The sequence below is a fragment of the Kitasatospora purpeofusca genome (assembly GCF_042691725.1).
Taxonomy (GTDB): Bacteria; Actinomycetota; Actinomycetes; order Streptomycetales; family Streptomycetaceae; genus Kitasatospora; species Kitasatospora purpeofusca_B.
In genome coordinates this window covers 6804587-6821138 of record NZ_CP170483.1, presented here as the reverse complement: position 1 = coordinate 6821138, position 16552 = coordinate 6804587, and the positions used below count along the sequence as shown (strand labels likewise).

The 16552-nt window shown below is 75.3% G+C and carries 17 protein-coding genes; 6 read left to right on the top strand and 11 right to left on the bottom strand.

What is annotated here, in order from left to right:
* Positions 1-372: 372 nt before the first annotated feature.
* The 5 genes from ACFCLZ_RS29340 to ACFCLZ_RS29320 form a co-directional block, all read right to left on the bottom strand.
* The gene (locus ACFCLZ_RS29340) at positions 373-1317 is read right to left on the bottom strand and encodes an arsenic resistance protein (protein WP_380286317.1); all 945 of its coding nucleotides are present in this window, start codon (positions 1315-1317) and stop codon (positions 373-375) included.
* 140 nt (positions 1318-1457) lie between these two features.
* A complete protein-coding gene (locus ACFCLZ_RS29335) occupies positions 1458-1943 on the bottom strand; it encodes a hypothetical protein (RefSeq protein WP_380280833.1) in 486 nt (161 codons plus the stop codon).
* A 197-nt stretch (positions 1944-2140) separates the two neighbouring features.
* A complete protein-coding gene (locus ACFCLZ_RS29330; protein WP_380280831.1) occupies positions 2141-2554 on the bottom strand; it encodes a RidA family protein in 414 nt (137 codons plus the stop codon).
* A gap of 7 nt (positions 2555-2561) precedes the next feature.
* Entirely contained in the window at positions 2562-3767 is a 1206-nt protein-coding gene (locus ACFCLZ_RS29325) for an MFS transporter (protein WP_380280829.1), read from the bottom strand.
* Positions 3764-4639 carry an EamA family transporter gene (locus ACFCLZ_RS29320; protein ID WP_380280827.1) on the bottom strand — a complete coding sequence of 292 codons (876 nt, stop codon included), beginning with the start codon at positions 4637-4639 and terminating at the stop codon, positions 3764-3766. Before ACFCLZ_RS29320 ends, ACFCLZ_RS29325 begins: the two co-directional genes overlap by 4 nt.
* Before the next feature lie 229 nt (positions 4640-4868).
* Here ACFCLZ_RS29320 and ACFCLZ_RS29315 point away from each other — a divergent pair, with 229 nt between their 5' ends.
* Positions 4869-5747 (top strand): LysR family transcriptional regulator, encoded by an 879-nt coding sequence (locus ACFCLZ_RS29315; RefSeq protein WP_380280826.1) that lies wholly within the window; start codon positions 4869-4871, stop codon positions 5745-5747.
* Between the two features lie 32 nt (positions 5748-5779).
* Here ACFCLZ_RS29315 and ACFCLZ_RS29310 read toward each other — a convergent pair whose 3' ends face one another.
* The gene (locus tag ACFCLZ_RS29310) at positions 5780-6628 is read right to left on the bottom strand and encodes a helix-turn-helix transcriptional regulator (RefSeq protein WP_380280824.1); all 849 of its coding nucleotides are present in this window, start codon (positions 6626-6628) and stop codon (positions 5780-5782) included.
* Positions 6629-6727: 99 nt separating this feature from the next.
* Between ACFCLZ_RS29310 and ACFCLZ_RS29305 the strand changes: the two genes are divergently transcribed.
* The 3 genes from ACFCLZ_RS29305 to ACFCLZ_RS29295 are packed head-to-tail and all read left to right on the top strand — an operon-like array spanning position 6728 to position 9061.
* A complete protein-coding gene (locus tag ACFCLZ_RS29305; RefSeq protein WP_380280822.1) occupies positions 6728-7528 on the top strand; it encodes an NAD(P)H-dependent oxidoreductase in 801 nt (266 codons plus the stop codon).
* A 58-nt stretch (positions 7529-7586) separates the two neighbouring features.
* Positions 7587-8411 carry an NAD(P)H-binding protein gene (locus ACFCLZ_RS29300; RefSeq protein ID WP_380280820.1) on the top strand — a complete coding sequence of 275 codons (825 nt, stop codon included), beginning with the start codon at positions 7587-7589 and terminating at the stop codon, positions 8409-8411.
* Complete coding sequence (locus ACFCLZ_RS29295) at positions 8411-9061, top strand: GNAT family N-acetyltransferase (protein ID WP_380280819.1); 651 nt, start codon at positions 8411-8413, stop codon at positions 9059-9061. Before ACFCLZ_RS29300 ends, ACFCLZ_RS29295 begins: the two co-directional genes overlap by 1 nt.
* Here the strand turns inward: ACFCLZ_RS29295 and ACFCLZ_RS29290 are convergent.
* Positions 9019-9462 (bottom strand): hypothetical protein, encoded by a 444-nt coding sequence (locus ACFCLZ_RS29290; RefSeq protein WP_380280818.1) that lies wholly within the window; start codon positions 9460-9462, stop codon positions 9019-9021. The two genes, ACFCLZ_RS29295 and ACFCLZ_RS29290, sit on opposite strands and share 43 nt — an antisense overlap.
* 108 nt (positions 9463-9570) lie before the next feature.
* Positions 9571-10599: an ArsR/SmtB family transcription factor gene (locus ACFCLZ_RS29285; RefSeq protein ID WP_380280817.1), complete on the bottom strand. Its 1029-nt coding sequence runs from the start codon at positions 10597-10599 to the stop codon at positions 9571-9573.
* 292 nt (positions 10600-10891) lie between these two features.
* Between ACFCLZ_RS29285 and ACFCLZ_RS29280 the strand changes: the two genes are divergently transcribed.
* Positions 10892-11398 carry an RICIN domain-containing protein gene (locus tag ACFCLZ_RS29280; RefSeq protein WP_380280816.1) on the top strand — a complete coding sequence of 169 codons (507 nt, stop codon included), beginning with the start codon at positions 10892-10894 and terminating at the stop codon, positions 11396-11398.
* 65 nt (positions 11399-11463) lie between these two features.
* Here the strand turns inward: ACFCLZ_RS29280 and ACFCLZ_RS29275 are convergent, their stop codons facing one another.
* The 3 genes from ACFCLZ_RS29275 to ACFCLZ_RS29265 all read right to left on the bottom strand — a co-directional run bounded on the left by ACFCLZ_RS29275 (position 11464) and on the right by ACFCLZ_RS29265 (position 15033).
* A complete protein-coding gene (locus ACFCLZ_RS29275) occupies positions 11464-12234 on the bottom strand; it encodes a hypothetical protein (RefSeq protein WP_380280814.1) in 771 nt (256 codons plus the stop codon).
* Between the two features lie 91 nt (positions 12235-12325).
* Positions 12326-12874: a PadR family transcriptional regulator gene (locus tag ACFCLZ_RS29270; RefSeq protein ID WP_380280812.1), complete on the bottom strand. Its 549-nt coding sequence runs from the start codon at positions 12872-12874 to the stop codon at positions 12326-12328.
* Positions 12875-12936: 62 nt separating this feature from the next.
* Positions 12937-15033: an FAD-dependent oxidoreductase gene (locus ACFCLZ_RS29265; protein WP_380280810.1), complete on the bottom strand. Its 2097-nt coding sequence runs from the start codon at positions 15031-15033 to the stop codon at positions 12937-12939.
* Positions 15034-15258: 225 nt separating this feature from the next.
* Here ACFCLZ_RS29265 and ACFCLZ_RS29260 point away from each other — a divergent pair, with 225 nt between their 5' ends.
* Positions 15259-16515, top strand: a complete 1257-nt coding sequence (locus ACFCLZ_RS29260; protein ID WP_380280809.1) for a monooxygenase — start codon at positions 15259-15261, stop codon at positions 16513-16515.
* Positions 16516-16552: the final 37 nt, after the last annotated feature.

Here is a 16552-nt window from a genome sequence, read left to right as displayed (position 1 = left end):
CGATACGGCCGGTCCACCGGCGAAGCGCAGTTCCAGCAGGGCAACCGCCATTCCGGAACGAACGGCGGAACGGCGGCCCCCGGATTTCCGGGAAGATCCGTACGGCACCCTAGGACATGCGCACGCCCGCCCGGGGAAAGGTTTCGCAAATTTAGTCCGTACAGTGACGGTGCGTCACTCGCGCCACTCCCGACGGCGACGACGGGCCGGTGACGCGTCGCGCTATGTCCGACATGGGGGTTTCGGAAGGGCGATAACCCGCCACCGGGATGGCCGACTTCGTGCGCCCACTAATCAGTCACCCGACGTGTTTCCGGACACCGGGACAGATGGCCGACGACCTAAGCCGGGGAATGCGGCGGAGGGAATTCCTCAGGCCCCGTCGGCGACCAGCCGGGGAACGAGGCGCACGTAGGCGACCATGCCCAGCACTTCCACCAGCGTCTGGGTGACGACGACGGCCGCCGCCACGGCGAGCGGGTCGGGCAGGGCGAGCGCGAGCGGCAGGACGACCAGGGAGTTGCGGGTCGCTCCGGTGAAGACGATCGCGCGGGCGGCACCGGTGCCGAGTCGGAAGAGGCGCGCGACGGCCTTCCCCGCGAACGCCATCACCAGCAGGAACAGCACGTAGAACGGGACGACCCCGGCGACGTCGCGGAGGCTGTCGCCCAGTTCGGGGACCTGGGAGGCGACCACCGTCAGCAGGGTCGCGGCCATCAGCGGCACCATGGTGGTGCTCGCGGCGTCGCGGACCCGCTGCCCGGCCGGGCGGCGGGCGGCCCAGGCCTGGAGCAGCCAGGCCAGCGCGAGCGGGACGACGATCAGGGTGAGGAAGGCCCGCACGAACGGGCCGGCCTCCACGAGGTCGGACAGGCCCGGGCCCATGAAGAGGCGGAGGAACACCGGGAGCAGCAGCATCTGCGCCACCAGCAGCAGCGGGGTGGCGGCGAGCAGGCGGCGGCTGGAGCCGCCGGCCAGGCCGGAGAAGACGATCACGTAGTCGACGCACGGGCAGAGCAGCACCAGCAGCACCCCGACGCGCACGGCCCGGTCGTCGGGCAGGAAGGTGAACATCGCGGCCACCACGAGCGGGACCACGGCGAAGTTCACCGTCAGCGCGGCGGTGAGGAAACGGGTGTCGCGCAGCGAGCGCAGCAGTTCGGCGGCGGGCACCTGGAGGAAGGTGACGAACAGCAGGGCGCCGAGGACGGGGCTGACGGCCTGCTCCAGGCCCGGGCCCGCACCCGGGGCCAGCCGGCCCAGCAGGGCGCCGAGCGCCATCGCGGCGAGGTAGACCGCCACCTGGTGCCGTTCCATCCGCTCGACCGGGCCGCCGCCGTGCGGTCCTTGCTGCGACACCCTCGGTGCTCCCTGCGTCTCGACGTCGGGCCGCCGCGGTGGCGGGGCCCGGTGTCCATCCTCGCAGGTCAGGTACGGGCAGCCGCAGGAGCCGCCGTTCAGGAGTCGTCGCGGCAGGAGGCCTTGCGGCGCTTGTCGAACTCCTTGGGGGTGAGCAGTTTGTAGTCCCAGTCCCAGCCGCCGGCCGCCCACTTGTCGACGGGCAGGGCGAGCAGCACGTCTCCGGGGACGGTCACGGTGAGCGTGCGGTTGCGGAGCACCTCCACGGTGTAGCGCTTGTCGGCGGTGACGCCGCCCGGGAGCTGGCCGTGCGAGGTCCAGCCGGGCGGGAGGGCGCCGAGGTCGACCGTCTCCAGCGCTTCGGCGGCGGAGCGGCCCTCGCGCGGGCGGACGTCCAGCTTCTCGGAGCCCGGGAAGACCTTGACCCGGACGGCGTGCAGGCGCTCGTCGTGGCACATGCCGGTGCGGACGACCAGGCGGCCGGCCTCCAGGCGGACGGCGATCAGCTCCTCCTGCGGGGGCTTCGGCCCGCCGCAGCCGGCCATCGCCGCCGCGGCCACCGCCGTCACGGCTGCCGCCGCCATCACCGCTCCCGCCCCGCGCCGCCGCACCCGCGCCTCCTCCGCACCCGCCCGATCCGTTCCGACCGGACCGATCCTGCCCCACGGCGGTCACGCGCCGCACAGCAGGGACCGAGGTAAGGGACGCGGAGCCGGGGGGAAGGGGCGGGTGCGGGGGTGGGGCGGCCCCGGCCGTACGCCCGCCTCGGCGGCGGCGGCGGTCAGTCCGCCGCCGGGTCGCGGTCGAGGACCGCGTCGACCTCGATCTCGACGAGCCACTCGGGGTCGATGAAGCGGGACACCTCGACGAAGGTGGTGACCGGGCGGACGGCGGCGAAGCGCTCGCCGTGGGCGCGGGCGGCCTCGCGCCAGGCGGTGACGTCGGTGAGCATGATCCGGGTCCGCACGACGTCGGCCGGCCCGGCGCCCGCTGCCCTCAGCGCGGCCTCCGCGATGTCGAGGCAGCGGACGGTCTGGGCGTAGACGTCCCCCACACCGACCGTGCCGCCGTCCTCCCCGATCGGCGCCGTCCCGGCGACGGCGACGTGCGCCCCCTTGCGCACGGCCCGGGAGAATCCGATCTCCGGCTCCAGCGGGGAGCCGGAACTGACGTTCTGTCGGTCACTGTGATCCATCGCGCCATCATGACAGGGACCGCCGGCCGGCGGCCGAGCGGAGGAGGACGGCGAGGCCGACCAGGACGATGCCGAACCAGAGGGCGCTGGTGACGCCCGTGTGGTCGGCGAGCAGGCCGCCGACGAGGGCGCCCAGGGCGATGCAGGTGTTGTAGGCCATGGTGTTGAGCGACATCGCGGCCTCGAAGGTCTCGGGCGCGGCCGCGAGCGTCATGGTGATCTGGCTGAGCTGGACGACGCCGAAGGCGATGCCCCACAGGACCATGGCGGCGATCACGCCGACGTCGTTCGCGCCGGTGGTCAGCAGCAGGACGAGCGCGGCGATCAGCAGCAGGCCGCCCGCGGCGAAGCTGCCCCGCGGGCTCCTGGCGACGGCCCGGCCGCCGACGAAGTTGCCGATCGCGCCACCGATGCCGAAGACGATCAGGACGACGGTGACGAAGCCGGCGGAGGCGGAGGCCTTCTCCTCCAGGTAGGGGCGGACGAAGGTGTAGGCGCCGAAGTGGCCGAGGACGAAGAACACCACCATCACCAGGACCACCCGCAGCGGCACGTTCGTGACCGGCAGCCCGAACACCTCCCGCACCGGGACGGCGTTCGCGGAGGGCATCGGCGGGACCGTGACGGCGACGGCGAGCAGCACCAGGGCGCTGAGGCCCGCCCAGATCAGGAAGGTGGTGCGCCAGGAGCCGGCGCTCTCCAGCAGGGTGCCGAGCGGGATGCCGACGACGGTGGCGATCGAGATGCCGGACATCACGACGGCGGCGGCCCGGTTGGCGTGCTTCTCCGGGACGATGCGCATGGCCATGCTGACGCCGATCGCCCAGAAGACGCCGCTGGCGAAGCCGATGCCCATGCGGGTGACCAGGATCAGCGGGTAGTTCGGGGCGACCGAGGTGATCAGGTTGCCGAGCGTCAGGACGGCCAGCAGCGCGGTCAGCAGCCTGCGCCGGTCGACCCGGCGGGTCCAGGCCACGATGAACGGCACGCCGAGGCCGGCCGCGACGCCCTGCGCCGTCACCATCAGGCCGGCCGTGCCGACGGAGACGTCCAGGCTCTCGCCGAGCGGAGTGAGCAGGCCGATCGGCATCAGCTCAGTGGTGAGGAAGACGAACAGGCTGGCCGTGATGGCGGCCACGCCCAGCCATCGGACGGCCAGCTGCGCCCGCGGCGGCAGCGCGGCCGGCGTCCGCGTCTCTTCTCGGGTGGTCATGTCGTCCTTCCGGAGCGGGATGAGGTGGGCTGGCCGAGCACGACCGCCAGCAGGACGGCGGCGATGCCGAGGAGTTGGAGGGCGGACAGCGTCTGGTCCTTGACGAGGTAGCCGAGCAGCGCCGCGACGACCGGGCTGCCGAGCGCGAGGAGGGAGACCGCCACGGCCGGCAGGCGGGCGATGCCCCGGAACCAGAGCAGGTAGCTCAGGACCGCGCCCAGCCCGGCGAGATAGCCGAACCCGAGGAGGTTGGCGCCGGTGAGCCGGTCGGGCATCTCCTCCAGCGACAGCCAGACCGGCAGCAGGACGGCGCCGCCCGCGGTGAGCTGCCACCCGGTGAAGGTGGGCAGGCCGACGCCCTCGGGTCGGCCCCACCGCTTGGTGAGGGTGATGCCCGAGGCCATGCAGAGCGCCCCGCCGACGGCGGCCAGGACGCCGACGGTGTCCGGGGCCACCGCGCCCCGGAGGACGAGCAGCGCCACTCCCCCGGCGCCCAGGGCGCAGGCCAGGGCGTGCCGGGCCGTGACGGGCTCGCCGAGGAGGAGGGCGGCGAGGAGCACGACGAAGGTCGGCTGGGCCGACAGGAGCACGGCGGCGATGCCGCCCGGCAGCCGGTAGGCGGCGACGAAGAGCAGGGCGTTGAAGGCGCCGATGTTCAGCACGCCCAGTACCAGGGCGCGCCACCACCAGACGCCGGCGGGGAGCCGGCGGCCGAGGGCCAGCAGGAACAGGCCGCCGGGCAGGGCCCGTACCGTGGTGGCCAGCAACGGCCGGTCCGGGGGCAGGAGTTCGGTGGTCACCAGGTAGGTGCTGCCCCAGACCGTCGGGGCCAGGGCGGTCAGGGCGGCGGTGGGCGCGTTCGTCAGTCCCATGCGGTGCCCTGCACGGTCGTGGTCGTGGTCGTGGCCGTGACCGTGGTCGGCGGCGTTCGGGGCGGCGTGGTACGCATGGCGGTCCGTTCGACGGCGCGGGCTGCCGGGCGCGCGCGTCGGCACGCCTCGGGCAAGGGAGTTGAGGGGAAGGGCACCAGTCTCGGACCGAATGGATCGATGAGTCCAACACATGCTTGTCACGCGATGCATCGCGTATCACGATGGATCGATGGAGCTCCAGCAGATGCGGTACGTCGTCGCCGTGGCCGAGACGAGCAGCTTCACCAGGGCCGCCCGGCGCTGCCTGGTGGTGCAGTCCGCGCTCAGTCACCAGATCGCGCGCCTGGAGAAGGAGTTGGGAGCGCGGCTGTTCGAGCGCAGCAGCCGCCGGGTCCGGCTGACCCCGGCGGGCGCGGCCTTCCTGCCGGTCGCCCGTCAGTGCCTGGACGCGGCGGACCGGGCGGCGGCCGAGGTCGCGGCGGCCGTCGGGGAGGTGCGCGGACGGCTCACGGTGGGGCTGATCCCCTCCGTCGCCGCCGTGGACCTCCCCGCCGTCCTCGGGGAGTTCCACCGGCGCCACCCGAAGGCCCGGGTGAGTCTCGGCGTGGGCGCGAGCGACGACCTCGTCGAGCAGGTCCGGCAGGGCGAGACCGAGGTGGCCCTGATCGGCATCCCCGTCACGTCACGGCCCCGGGGCGTGATGGCCCGGGAGCTGGCGAGGGAACGCCTGGTCGCGGTGGTCGCCCCGGGCCACCCGCTCGCCGGGCAGGGCCCGGTGGACCTGCGGCGGCTGACCTCGGAGGTGTTCGTGGACCTCCCGGCGAAGACCGCGGGCCGGGCCCAGTCCGATCAGGCCTTCGCCGCCGCCGGCCTCACCCGCGAGGTCGCCTTCGAGGTGACCAACGCGGACTACCTGGCCCGGCTGGTCGGCGCGGGCCTGGGCGTGGCGCTGCTCGCGCCCTCGTACGTCGCGAGCCTGGCGACCGACCTGGTCACCGTCGAGGTCACGGACGCACCGTCCCGCGCGGAGTACGTGATCTGGTGCCGGGAGCGCCCGCACCCGGCGGCGGCCGCGTTCCTGGCGCTGCTGGGCGTCACGGAGGAGTGACGGGGCGGGGGCCGCGGTGGGCCGGGCGCGCGCTACGCCCCGGCGAGGCGGGCCAGGGCGGCGGCCGCGGCCGCGTCCTCGCCCGGGGAGAAGACGTGCAGGACGAGGCCCGTCTCGCCCGGGGCGGCGGGCACGTGCAGGGCCTCGAAGTCCAGGGTGAGGGTGCCGGTGAGCGGGTGGTGGAGGCGCTTGCGGCCCGCCGCGCACATCACCACCTCGCCGGAGTCCCAGATCCGGCGGAACTCCGGCGCGGTGGCGGACAGTTCGGCGATCAGTGCGGACAGCTCGGCGTCGTCCGGCCAGGTGCCGGCCGCCACCCGGAGCTGGCCGACGGCCTCGGCGGCGCGCGCCGCCCAGTCGGGGTGGACGGTGCGGGCGGCGGCGTCCCGGAAGAGGAAGCGGGCCTGGTTGCGGTCGCGGCGGGCCGGATCCCCGGCGCCGCCGAGGAGTTCGGCGCCCAGGGCGTTCCAGGCCACCACGTCGAGGCGGTGGTCGGTGACGAAGGCGGGCAGGCCCGCTCCCAGCGCGTCCAGCATCCGGCCCAGCACCGGGCCCACCCGGGGCGCGGGCACCGGGACCCGGCGGGCGCAGGCCAGGGTGTCCAGGTAGCGGCGCTCCGCCCGGTCCAGGCCCAGGGTGCGGGCCAGCGCCTCCAGCACCTCGTTCGACGGCTGGGTGGAGCGGCCCTGCTCCAGGCGGACGTAGTAGTCGACGCTGATGCCCGCCAGCTGGGCCAGCTCCTCGCGGCGCAGCCCGCGCACCCGCCGCCGGCCGCCGCCCGCCAGGCCGACCCGCTCGGGGGCCACCCGGCCGCGGCGGGCGCGCAGGAACTCGCCGAGGGCGCGGCGGGGGTCGGCGGGGCGGGCGGCGGCGGTGTCCATGGCCTCCAGTATGGGTGGCCCCGGCAGTACCAGGACCGGGAGTCCACCGGAAGCACAGGGACCTGGCTGCGGCGGGCGGGGCGGGCGAGGGTGGGTGCCATGAGCAGCAACGCACCGCAGCAGCCCCCCGCCGACCGGCCCCGTCGCGTCCTGATCGTCACCGCCCACCCCGAACCGCGCTCCCTCACCGCCGCGCTGGCCGACTTCGCCGTCGAGCGGCTGCGCGCCGCCGGGCACGAGGTGCGGGTCTCCGACCTCTACGCCATGAAGTGGCAGGCCGCCCTCGGCGCCGACGACTTCCCCGAGCACCCGGCGGACGCCCGGCTGGAGGTGCTCCCCGCCCAGCGCGAGGCCGCTCTCGCGGGGCGGCTCGCGCCGGAGCTCGCGGCCGAGCAGGAGAAGCTGCGCTGGGCCGACGCGGTGGTGCTCCAGTTCCCGCTGTGGTGGTTCTCGGTACCGGCGATCCTCAAGGGGTGGATCGACCGGGTGCTCACCTTCGGGTTCGCGCACGGCCCGGGCGTACCGCCGCCGTACACCGAGGGCGCGCTCGGCGGAAAGCGCGGGCTGCTGGCGGTGAGCGTCGGCGCGCGCGAGTCGGCGTTCACCGACCGGGGCGCGCACGGGCCGCTGGCGGAGGTGCTGTTCCCGCTGCAGCACGGCGTGTTCTGGTTCACCGGCCTGGCGGCGCTCGAACCGTTCGCCGCGTACGGGACGGTGGGCCTGCCGGAGGAGGGGTTCGCAAAGGTCGCGGAGGCGTACGGGCGGCGGCTGGACGGGCTGTTCACGGAGGAGCCGGTGCCGTTCCGGCGGCTGGACGGCGGCGACTACGGGCGGGACATGCGGCTGCGGGAGGGGCTGGAGCAGCCCGGCGCGAGCGGGCTGCGGCTGCACACGCTCTGACCGGCGTACGGCGAAAAGGCTTTGACGAACGGGCGTGCGGCTCAGGAGAGTTGCGCGCGTGATCGTTGTGACCGGCGCCTCCGGCGCCCTCGGACGCCTCGTCCTCGACCAGTTGCTCGCGCTCGGCCCGGCCGGTCGCGTAGCCGCCGCCGTCCGGCGCCCCGCCGCGCTCGACGCCCATGCCGCCCGGGGCGTGAGCGTGCGCCCGGCCGACTACGGCGAACCGGGGAGCCTGCGGGCCGCGTTCGCCGACGCGGAGCGGGTGCTGCTGATCTCCTCCCCCGAACTCGCCGCCGAGCGGCGGACCGAGCACCACCGGGCGGTCGTCGAGGCCGCCCGCGCCGCCGGGGTCCGGCGACTGGTCTACACCAGCTTCCTCGGCGCGGACACCGAGGCCGGCGGCCTCACCGAGGCCCACCACGCCACCGAACTCCTCCTGCGGGAGAGCGGGTCGGCCACCACCGTGCTGCGCAACCCGTTCTACACCGAGGGGTTCGTGACCCCGGAGCTGCTGCGCACCGCGCTCGCCACCGGCACCCTCGCGACCACCACCGGCGGGCGCGGTCTCAACACCGCCACCCGGGCCGACCTCGCGGAGGCGGCGGCCCGGGTCCTGGTCGAGGACGGGCACGAGGGCGCCGCGTACGACCTCACCGGTGCGGGCTGGACCCACCCCGGGCTGGCCGCCCTGCTGCCCGGCGTCACCCACCGGGACGCCGACCCGGCCGAGGAGCCGCCGGGGGTGCCGCGCTTCCTCAACTCCCTGGTGCGGTCCGGTGCGTTGGAGCGGCGGACGGCGGACCTCGCCCGGCTGCTCGGCCGTCCCGCCACCCCGCTCGCCGACACCGTCCGCGCCCTGCTCGCCACCCCTGCGGAGTCCTGATGGCCTTCCCGTTCGACGCCCCGCCGCTGGAGGGCACCCTCGTCCGCCTGGAACCGCTCGCCCGCCGGCACCTCGCCGACCTCGCGGCCGCCGCCGAGGAGGAGCGCGGCTCGTACGGCTTCACCGAGGTGCCGCGCGCCGAGGACGTGCCCCGCTACTTCGACGAGCACGCCGCGCGGGTCGAGGCCGGGCTGGGCGCCCCGTACGCGCAGGTGGACCGCGCCACCGGGCGGGCCGTCGGCGCCACCGCGTACTGGTCCCCGCGCCCCTGGCCCTCCGGGGAGGGCCTGGCCGCGGTCGAGATCGGCTGGACCTGGCTCGCCGCCTCCGCCCAGGGCACCGGGGTGAACACCGAGGCCAAGTACCTGCTCTTCCGGCACGCCTTCGAGCAGTGGCGGGTCGCCCGGGTCGACCTCAAGACCGACGCCCGCAACGCCCGCTCCCGCGCCGCCCTGGCGGCGGTGGGCGCCACGTTCGAGGGCGTGCTGCGCAGTTGGTCGCCGTCCTGGGCCCCCGGCGAGGCCGGGCGGCTGCGCGACTCGGCGATGTTCTCCGTCACCGCCGAGGAGTGGCCGCGGGCGCGGGCCCACCTGGAGCGGCGGATCGCTCAGAAGGAGGCCAGGTCGAGGGCTCCGCGCAGCGAGGCGTAGCACACGCAGAGCAGCAGCCAGACGCCGAGGCCGGCGGTCAGCGCCGCCAGGATCCGGCCGAGGCGGCCGCGCCGCTCCTTCGGCCGGCGCAGCTGCCGCACGCCGAGGACGACCACCAGCACGGCGGCGGCGCCCAGGGCGTAGGCGAGCACGGGGCTCCGCCGGTGGGCGAGTTCGGCGAGCACGAAGGCGGCGACGAGCGAGGCGGTGGTCAGCACCCCGAGGAGGGCCTCCCCCGCGAGTTCCAGCAGGAACTCGCCGATCGCGTGCAGGCAGCCGCGCACCGGCCCGTGCGGGGGGTCGGACACGGGCGTCGGGTCGCCCGGCCGGTGGGCGGGCTCGGCGGCGGGCTCGGCGGCGGGCTTGCCGAGGTCGCCCGTGCCGAGGCTCTCGTCGCTCATCTCCGCCACGCCCCCATCGCCCCGCCCCCGTGTACCGCACCCGTGTACCGCACCCGTCCGCGCACGCTAACACGGGGCGTGGGGACGGGCACGGGGCGCCGGACGGGGTCAGGTGCGCGGGCGCGGGGCGCGGGCGGAGGGGCGGGGCACGCGGTCGTCGAGGAGGGCCTGGCCGAGGGGGGTGAGGGCGTGGCGGACGCCGGGGCCGGCGCGTTCGGTGGTGAGCAGGCCGGCCGCGCGCAGCACGGTGGCGTGGTGGCTGGCGGTGGCGGCGGAGGTGCCGGTGCGGCGGGCCAGTTCGGCGGTGCCCGCCGGTTCGGCCGCCGCCCGCAGGACGCGGGCGCGGGTCGCGCCGAGCAGGGCGACCAGCGCGCCGGCCGGCTCCTCGGTGGCGGCCCAGACGGTCCGGTAGGTGGCGAGGTCACGGGCCAGCGGGTAGTGCAGCACCAGCGGGTGCTCCGGTCCGCGGTTGTCGGTCATGGCCATCGGCTCCGGCCAGAAGAAGGTGGGCACGAGCAGGATGCCGGTCCCCCGCAGATGCACGTCGGCATCCAGCGGGCAGGGCACCGTCAGCACCGGTGACGCCCAGTGGATGTCGGGGTGCAGCGAGCCGAGCAGGCCGTCCAGCCCGGCGTCCGCCGCCCCCAGCGCCCGCGCCGTCCGCTCGGTGTGCGCGGCGGCCATCAGCTGCGACCAGTAGGGGGCGATCGCGAGGGCGTGGTAGTCGCGCAGCCTGCGGTCCACCACGCCGCGCCACTCCCGGGAACCGCCGTGCAGTTCGCGCACCCAGCGGGGCGTCCTCGGCCGCAGGTACTCCAGCACGGTCAGGTCCGCCGCCCAGCGGCGCCGCGGCAGCGACCAGGTGTGGTCCAGGCTGTCCGGCAGGCTGCCGGTGGCGGCGTGCAGGAACGCCTCCGGGGCCTCCGCCGGCCCGGCGGGGGTCGCCAGCTCGAACAGCATCCCCAGTTCGGGGCGCAGGCGTTTGCGGGTCCTGCTGCGCCACCCCTCCAGTGCCACTCCTCCCGCGTCGCGGGCCTGTACCAGTGACAGGCTCAGGACCGTCTCGGTGAGCGGGTCGGGTGACCGCGCGATCCGGACCCTGGTCAGGTCGTCGTGGGTGAAGTGGATACGCAGCAATCCGGTCCCTTCCGTCGGCCTCCCGGCGGGGAGCGTGGATCGGCCCGGCCTCGCTCGCACCCACCGATCCCTGCGGCCCCGGGCGGCCGTAAGCCCACCGTAAACGCGACGGCCGGGCGTGTCGGGCGTGTTGCCCGGCTCTGACCGCTTCGTGGCACGGCCCGGACATTGCCCCGCCCGAATTCGATGCAGCTCGAAAGGTCTTGGGACGAACCTCGACGGTTCGTGAGACTGACGGCCGAGGGCGCCCCAGCGCGGCGCCCCGATCCTTCGGTGAGGAGTGCGTCCCATCATGCGATTCACCCGTCAGTCCGTCGTCCGCTCCGGTGTCGTCGCGGGCACCGTGCTCGCCGCCGCGACCATGCTGGCCTCCCCCGCGCAGGCCGCGCCGGTGTTGCACGGCTACACGAACGTCGTCCAGGGCAAGTGCCTCGACCTCCGCGGCGCCTCCAACGCCGAGGGCGCGGTGCTCCAGGAGTTCAGCTGCAAGAACGCCTCGAACCAGCGGTTCTGGACGGACGACGCCGCCGTCGGCGGGACCGAGATCCGGGTGCAGAGCTCCTTCCTCTGTCTCGAACCGACCACGCTGAACGCGTACAGCAGCATCATCCAGCGCCAGTGCTCCGGCGCCGACACCCAGCGCTGGGAGCAGATCCCGGTCGGCGTCAACGCGGTCACCTTCAGGAACAAGGCGACCGGCCTGTGCCTCCAGGACTGGCTGTCGGGGGACGGCAGCCGGCGTGACGTCAACATGTGGCAGTGCGACGGGAGCGCCTACCAGCAGTGGGTGCTGCGCTGATCCCGGTGCTGTGGTGAGGCCGGTGCTGTGGTGAGGCCGGCGGGCCCCGGGTGCGGACGCCGTGGTCAGGCGGGCGCGCCCGGGGCGACGGTGGAGCCGGCCTGGAGGCCGAGGGTGCGTTCGGCCTTGGCGACGGCCGCTCGGTAGTAGAGCGACGCGAGCTGGGAGGCGTCGGAGTCGCGTTGGAAGAAGCCGTAGGCGAGGGCGACGTCCCCGAGGCGTTCGATGCCGAGGTAGCCGTTGAGCCGCACGCCGGAGATCGTGCCGTCGATGCGGACGGCGGGGGCGCCCTCGCGCTCGCCCAGGGCGAGCGGGGTGACGGAGAAGGTCACGGCCCCGCCCATGTCGTCGGTGAAGGTGAGGCTGTGGCAGTCGGCGAACGCGGCGGTGACGGTCGCGAAGTCGGCGTTCAGGCGCTCGGGTTCCTCGGCGGTGAGCGACTCGGTGACCATCGGGTTGCCGTCGGGGCCGTCGAACTCGGCCTCCTGGTGCGGGGTTTGGGACGGGCCGTTGGCGCCGACCTGGTTCAGCAGGGCGCGCAGCGTGTCGCAGCCGGCCATCGGGGAGGCGCCGGCGCCGGGCTCGGGCTCGGCTTCGGGCGAGGAGCCGGGATCGGCGGGGACTTCGGTGAAGTCGGGGCCGAGTTCGGCGGCCGTCAGCAGGGCTGCCCTGAGCTGGGCGTCGGTGGGCAGCCCGACGGCGGCGCCGACGGCGGTCACCGGCGCGGCCGATGGCGCCGATGGCGCCGAAGCGGCGGCGAGCTGGGCGGTGCCGAGGCTCAGCACGGTGGTGACGGCCGCGGCGGTGAGGGCGAGGAGAGGCCTCGGGAGAGACATACGGCCCCCGGTCGATGAGGTCGGGCAGGGACAGGCGTCCAGTGTCCCACCGGCGGCCCCACCCCGCCCGCCCGGTGGGCATCGCCGCAGGTCAGGCGGGTTCCGCCGGGGCCTCGGGCAGGGTGCCGACGGTCTCCGCGAGCCAGCTCACCCAGAAGGCCTCCAGGCCGATACCGGCCCGCAGTACGGCGTGCTGAAGCGGGTCGCCGTCGGACTCCTCCCCGGCCGGGAAGTCACGCCGCTCGATCTCCTCGTAGTGGGCCAACTGCTCCCGGTGCAGGGCCAGATGCCGGCGCAGCTCGGCTTCGAGACCGGCCGTGCCGACCACGGCGGCGGCGCGCAGCCGCAGCAGCAGCGGGTCGCGGATCGGCCGGGGTTCGTCCTCGGCGGCCGTCCACCGCTCCAGTTCGGCGCGGCCGGCGGGCAGCACCTCGTACTCCTTCTTCTGCCCGCGCACCGGCCCGGCCTGCGGGAGCGCCCGGATCAGGCCGGAGGACTCCAGCCGGCCCAGCTCGCGGTAGATCTGCTGGTGGGTGGCGGACCAGAAGAAGCCGATCGACTTGTCGAACCGCCGGGTCAGCTCCAGGCCGGAGGACGGCTTCTCCAGCAGGGCGGTGAGGATGGCGTGCGGCAGCGACATGGCACCGATCCTAGGCGTCGCCCCGCACGGCCGGTGCGGCTCGTACGGGGCGGCGTCCCGGGTCAGAGGCCGGCGGCGAGTTCGGTGCCCTGCTTGATGGCGCGCTTGGCGTCGAGTTCGGCCGCCTCGTCGGCGCCGCCGATCAGGTGCGGGGTGACGCCGAGGGCGCGCAGGGCGGCGTCGAGGTCGCGGCGCGGCTCCTGGCCGGTGCAGAGCACCACGGTGTCGACCGGCAGCAGCTGCGGCTCGCCGTCGACGGTGAAGTGCAGGCCGGCGTCGTCGATCCGGTCGTAGCGCGCGCCGGCGACCGTGGTGACGCCGCGGTGCTTGAGCTCGGTGCGGTGGATCCAGCCGGTGGTCTTCCCCAGCCCGGCGCCGACCTTGCCGGTCCTTCGCTGGAACAGGTGGACGCGGCGCGGCGGCTCGGGGCGCTCGGGGCGGGCGAGGCCGCCGCGCTCGCGGTATTCCTCGTCGATGCCCCAGTGGCGGCGGTGCACGGCGGCGTCGAGGCTCGCCGCGTCGCCCGCGTCGGTGAGGTACTCGGCGACGTCGAAGCCGATGCCGCCCGCGCCGAGGACGGCCACCCGCTCGCCGACGGGCGCGCCGTCGCGCAGCACGTCGAGGTAGCCGAGCACGCGGGGGTGGTCGACGCCGGGCAGGTCGGCGGGGTCGGGGGTGCGCGGGGTGACGCCGGTGGCGAGCACGACCTCGTCGAAGCCCTCGGCGGCGAGCCCGGCCGCCTCCACCCGGGCGCCGAGCCGCAGTTCCACGCCGAGGGCGTCGAGCCGGTGGCGGTAGTAGCGCAGGGTCTCGGCGAACTCCTCCTTGCCGGGGATGCGGCGGGCGATGTCGAGCTGGCCGCCGATGGTGTCGGCCGCGTCGAACAGGGTGACCCGGTGGCCGCGCTCGGCGGCGGTGACGGCGCAGGCGAGGCCGGCCGGTCCGGCGCCGACGACGCCGATCCGCCGGGCGAGCCGGGTGGGGGCGAGGACGAGTTCGGTCTCGTGGCAGGCGCGCGGGTTGACCAGGCAGGAGGTGATCTTCCCGCTGAAGGTGTGGTCGAGGCAGGCCTGGTTGCAGCCGATGCAGGTGTTGACGGCCTCGGGGCGGCCCTCGGCGGCCTTGGCGACGAAGTCGGGGTCGGCGAGCAGCGGGCGGGCGAGCGAGACGAGGTCGGCGCAACCGTCGGCGAGCAGCCGCTCGGCCAGCTCGGGGGTGTTGATGCGGTTGCTGGTGACCAGCGGGACGGAGACCGAGCCCATCACCCGCCGGGTGACCCAGGCGTAGGCGCCGCGCGGCACCGAGGCGGCGATGGTGGGGATGCGCGCCTCGTGCCAGCCGACGCCGGTGTTGATGATCGTGGCGCCGGCCTCCTCGACGGCCTTGGCGAGGCGGATCACCTCGTCGAGGGTGGAGCCGCCGGGGACGAGGTCGAGCATGGAGAGCCGGTAGACGAGGATGAAGTCGGGGCCGACCCGCTCGCGGACCCGGCGGACGATCTCGACCGGGAAGCGCATCCGGTTCTCGTACGGGCCGCCCCAGGCGTCCTCCCGGTGGTTGGTGGCGGCGGCGATGAACTCGTTGATCAGGTAGCCCTCGGAGCCCATGATCTCGACGCCGTCGTAGCCGGCCCGCCGGGCGAGCGCGGCGCAGCGGACGAAGTCGTCGATGGTGCGCTCGACCTCGTCGGCGGTGAGGGCGTGCGGCGGGAAGGGGCTGATCGGCGCCTGGACGGCGCTGGGGGCGACCAGGCCGGGGTGGTAGGCGTAGCGGCCGAAGTGCAGGATCTGCAGGGCTATCCGGCCGCCGGCGGCGTGCACGGCGTCGGTGACGACGCGGTGCTCGTCGGCCTCCTGCTCGGTGGTGAGCTTGGCGCCGCCGTCCCAGGGGCGGCCGGCCTCGTTGGGGGCGATGCCGCCGGTGACGATGAGGCCGACGCCGCCGCGGGCGCGTTCGGCGTAGAAGGCGGCCATCCGCTCGAAGCCGTTCGGGGCCTCCTCCAGGCCGACGTGCATGGAGCCCATGATCACGCGGTTGGGGAGGGTGGTGAAGCCGAGGTCGAGCGGGCGCAGCAGGTGCGGGTAGGGCGCGGGGGTCAGGGTCGCGGGGGTCGGGGTCGCGGGGGCCGCGCCGGGGGTCGTACTGGCGGTCGTCGTCATCGCGGCGTCTCCTGGGACGGACGGGGGCGGCCCCGGGGGCTGGTGGTTACCACACGGTAGGGGACGCGGATCCGTCTATGCAACCAGTTGCATAGGTGATCCGGGGAACACCTCCGGGCACCGCTCCGGGCTTTCGCTGACGGATCATCAGTTCACGTCGTATCGTCGAGGTCGACGGGACGACGGACGGGGCCGGTGGGGCCCCGGCGAGGAGGGGGGACGGTCGTGCGGGGTGGATCGGTCGCCGTGGTCGGCGGAAGCATCGCGGGATGCGCGGTCGCCCGGGCCGCGGCCCGGGGCGGCGCCGAGCGGGTCACCGTGCTGGAGCGCAGCCCGGGGCACCTGGAGGACCGCGGGGTGGGCCTGTGCATCCTGCTGGACCGCTACGACGAGCTGGTCCGGGCCGGCCACCTCGACGACGGCATCCGCCACCACCCCGTCACCGCCCGGCACTGGGTGGCCAGGGACGCGGAGGGCTCCGCGCGGGGGCGCGCGCTGTGGGTGCAGCCGATGGCCATGCACTCCTACCACTGGGGCGTGCTCTGGCAGGGGCTGCGCGAGCGCACCCCGGACAGCGTCGAGTTCCGCCCCGGGACGGCCGTGACGGCGGTCGGCGGCGCCGAAGACGTCGACGGCGCCGACGGCGCCGGGCCCGCCTGGGTGGAGACGGCCACCGGCGGGCGCGAGGAGCACGACCTGGTGGTCGGCGCCGACGGCCACCGCTCGGTGGTGCGCGCCGCCGTCTGCCCCGAGGCCCGCTCCGAGTACGCCGGGTACGTCGCCTGGCGCGGCAGCTTCGACGCCCGGCTGCTCGACGGCCTCCCGGGCGGCGCGGCCCGCTGGCCCGAGCAGGAGGTGATCACCGCCTGCTACCCCGGCGGCCAGGTGGTGCTCTACCGCATCCCCGGGCTCGACCCCGGCTCCACCCTGGTGAACTGGGTCTTCTACGCCCCCGCGCCCGCCTGGCTGCGGCGCGCCGACGAGGACTCCGACCCGCTCGGCTTCCCGGTCGGCGCGCTCGACACCGCCCGCCACGGCGAACTGGCCGAACTCGCCGAGCGCGTCCTGCCGCCGTACTGGGCGGGCGTGGTCAACCTGACCCCGGTCGAGCGGATCCTGCTCCAGCCGATCCACGACCTGGAGACCCCGCGCCGCACCGCCGGGCGGCTGCTGCTCGCCGGTGACGCCGCGACGCTCGTCCGGCCGCACACCACCAGCGGCGCGGCCAAGGCGCTCCAGGACGCCTGCGCCTTCGAGGACGCCTGGCGGGCGGCGGACGACTGGGCCGGACTGCTGCCCGGCTACGACCGCGAGCGCGGCGCGGCCGGGCACGCCCTGGTGGACCTCAGCCGCCGGCTCGGCCGGGCGCAGGTCACCGCGGCGCCGGACTGGGCGGCCATCGACGAGCCGGGGATGGTCGCGTGGTGGCGCCAACAGCTGGGCGCCACGGGCGGGTTCGGCGGCCTGGCGCTGGGGCGGTAGCCGAACCCCCCGTCGGCCGGCGGGAACCGGCCCGCCG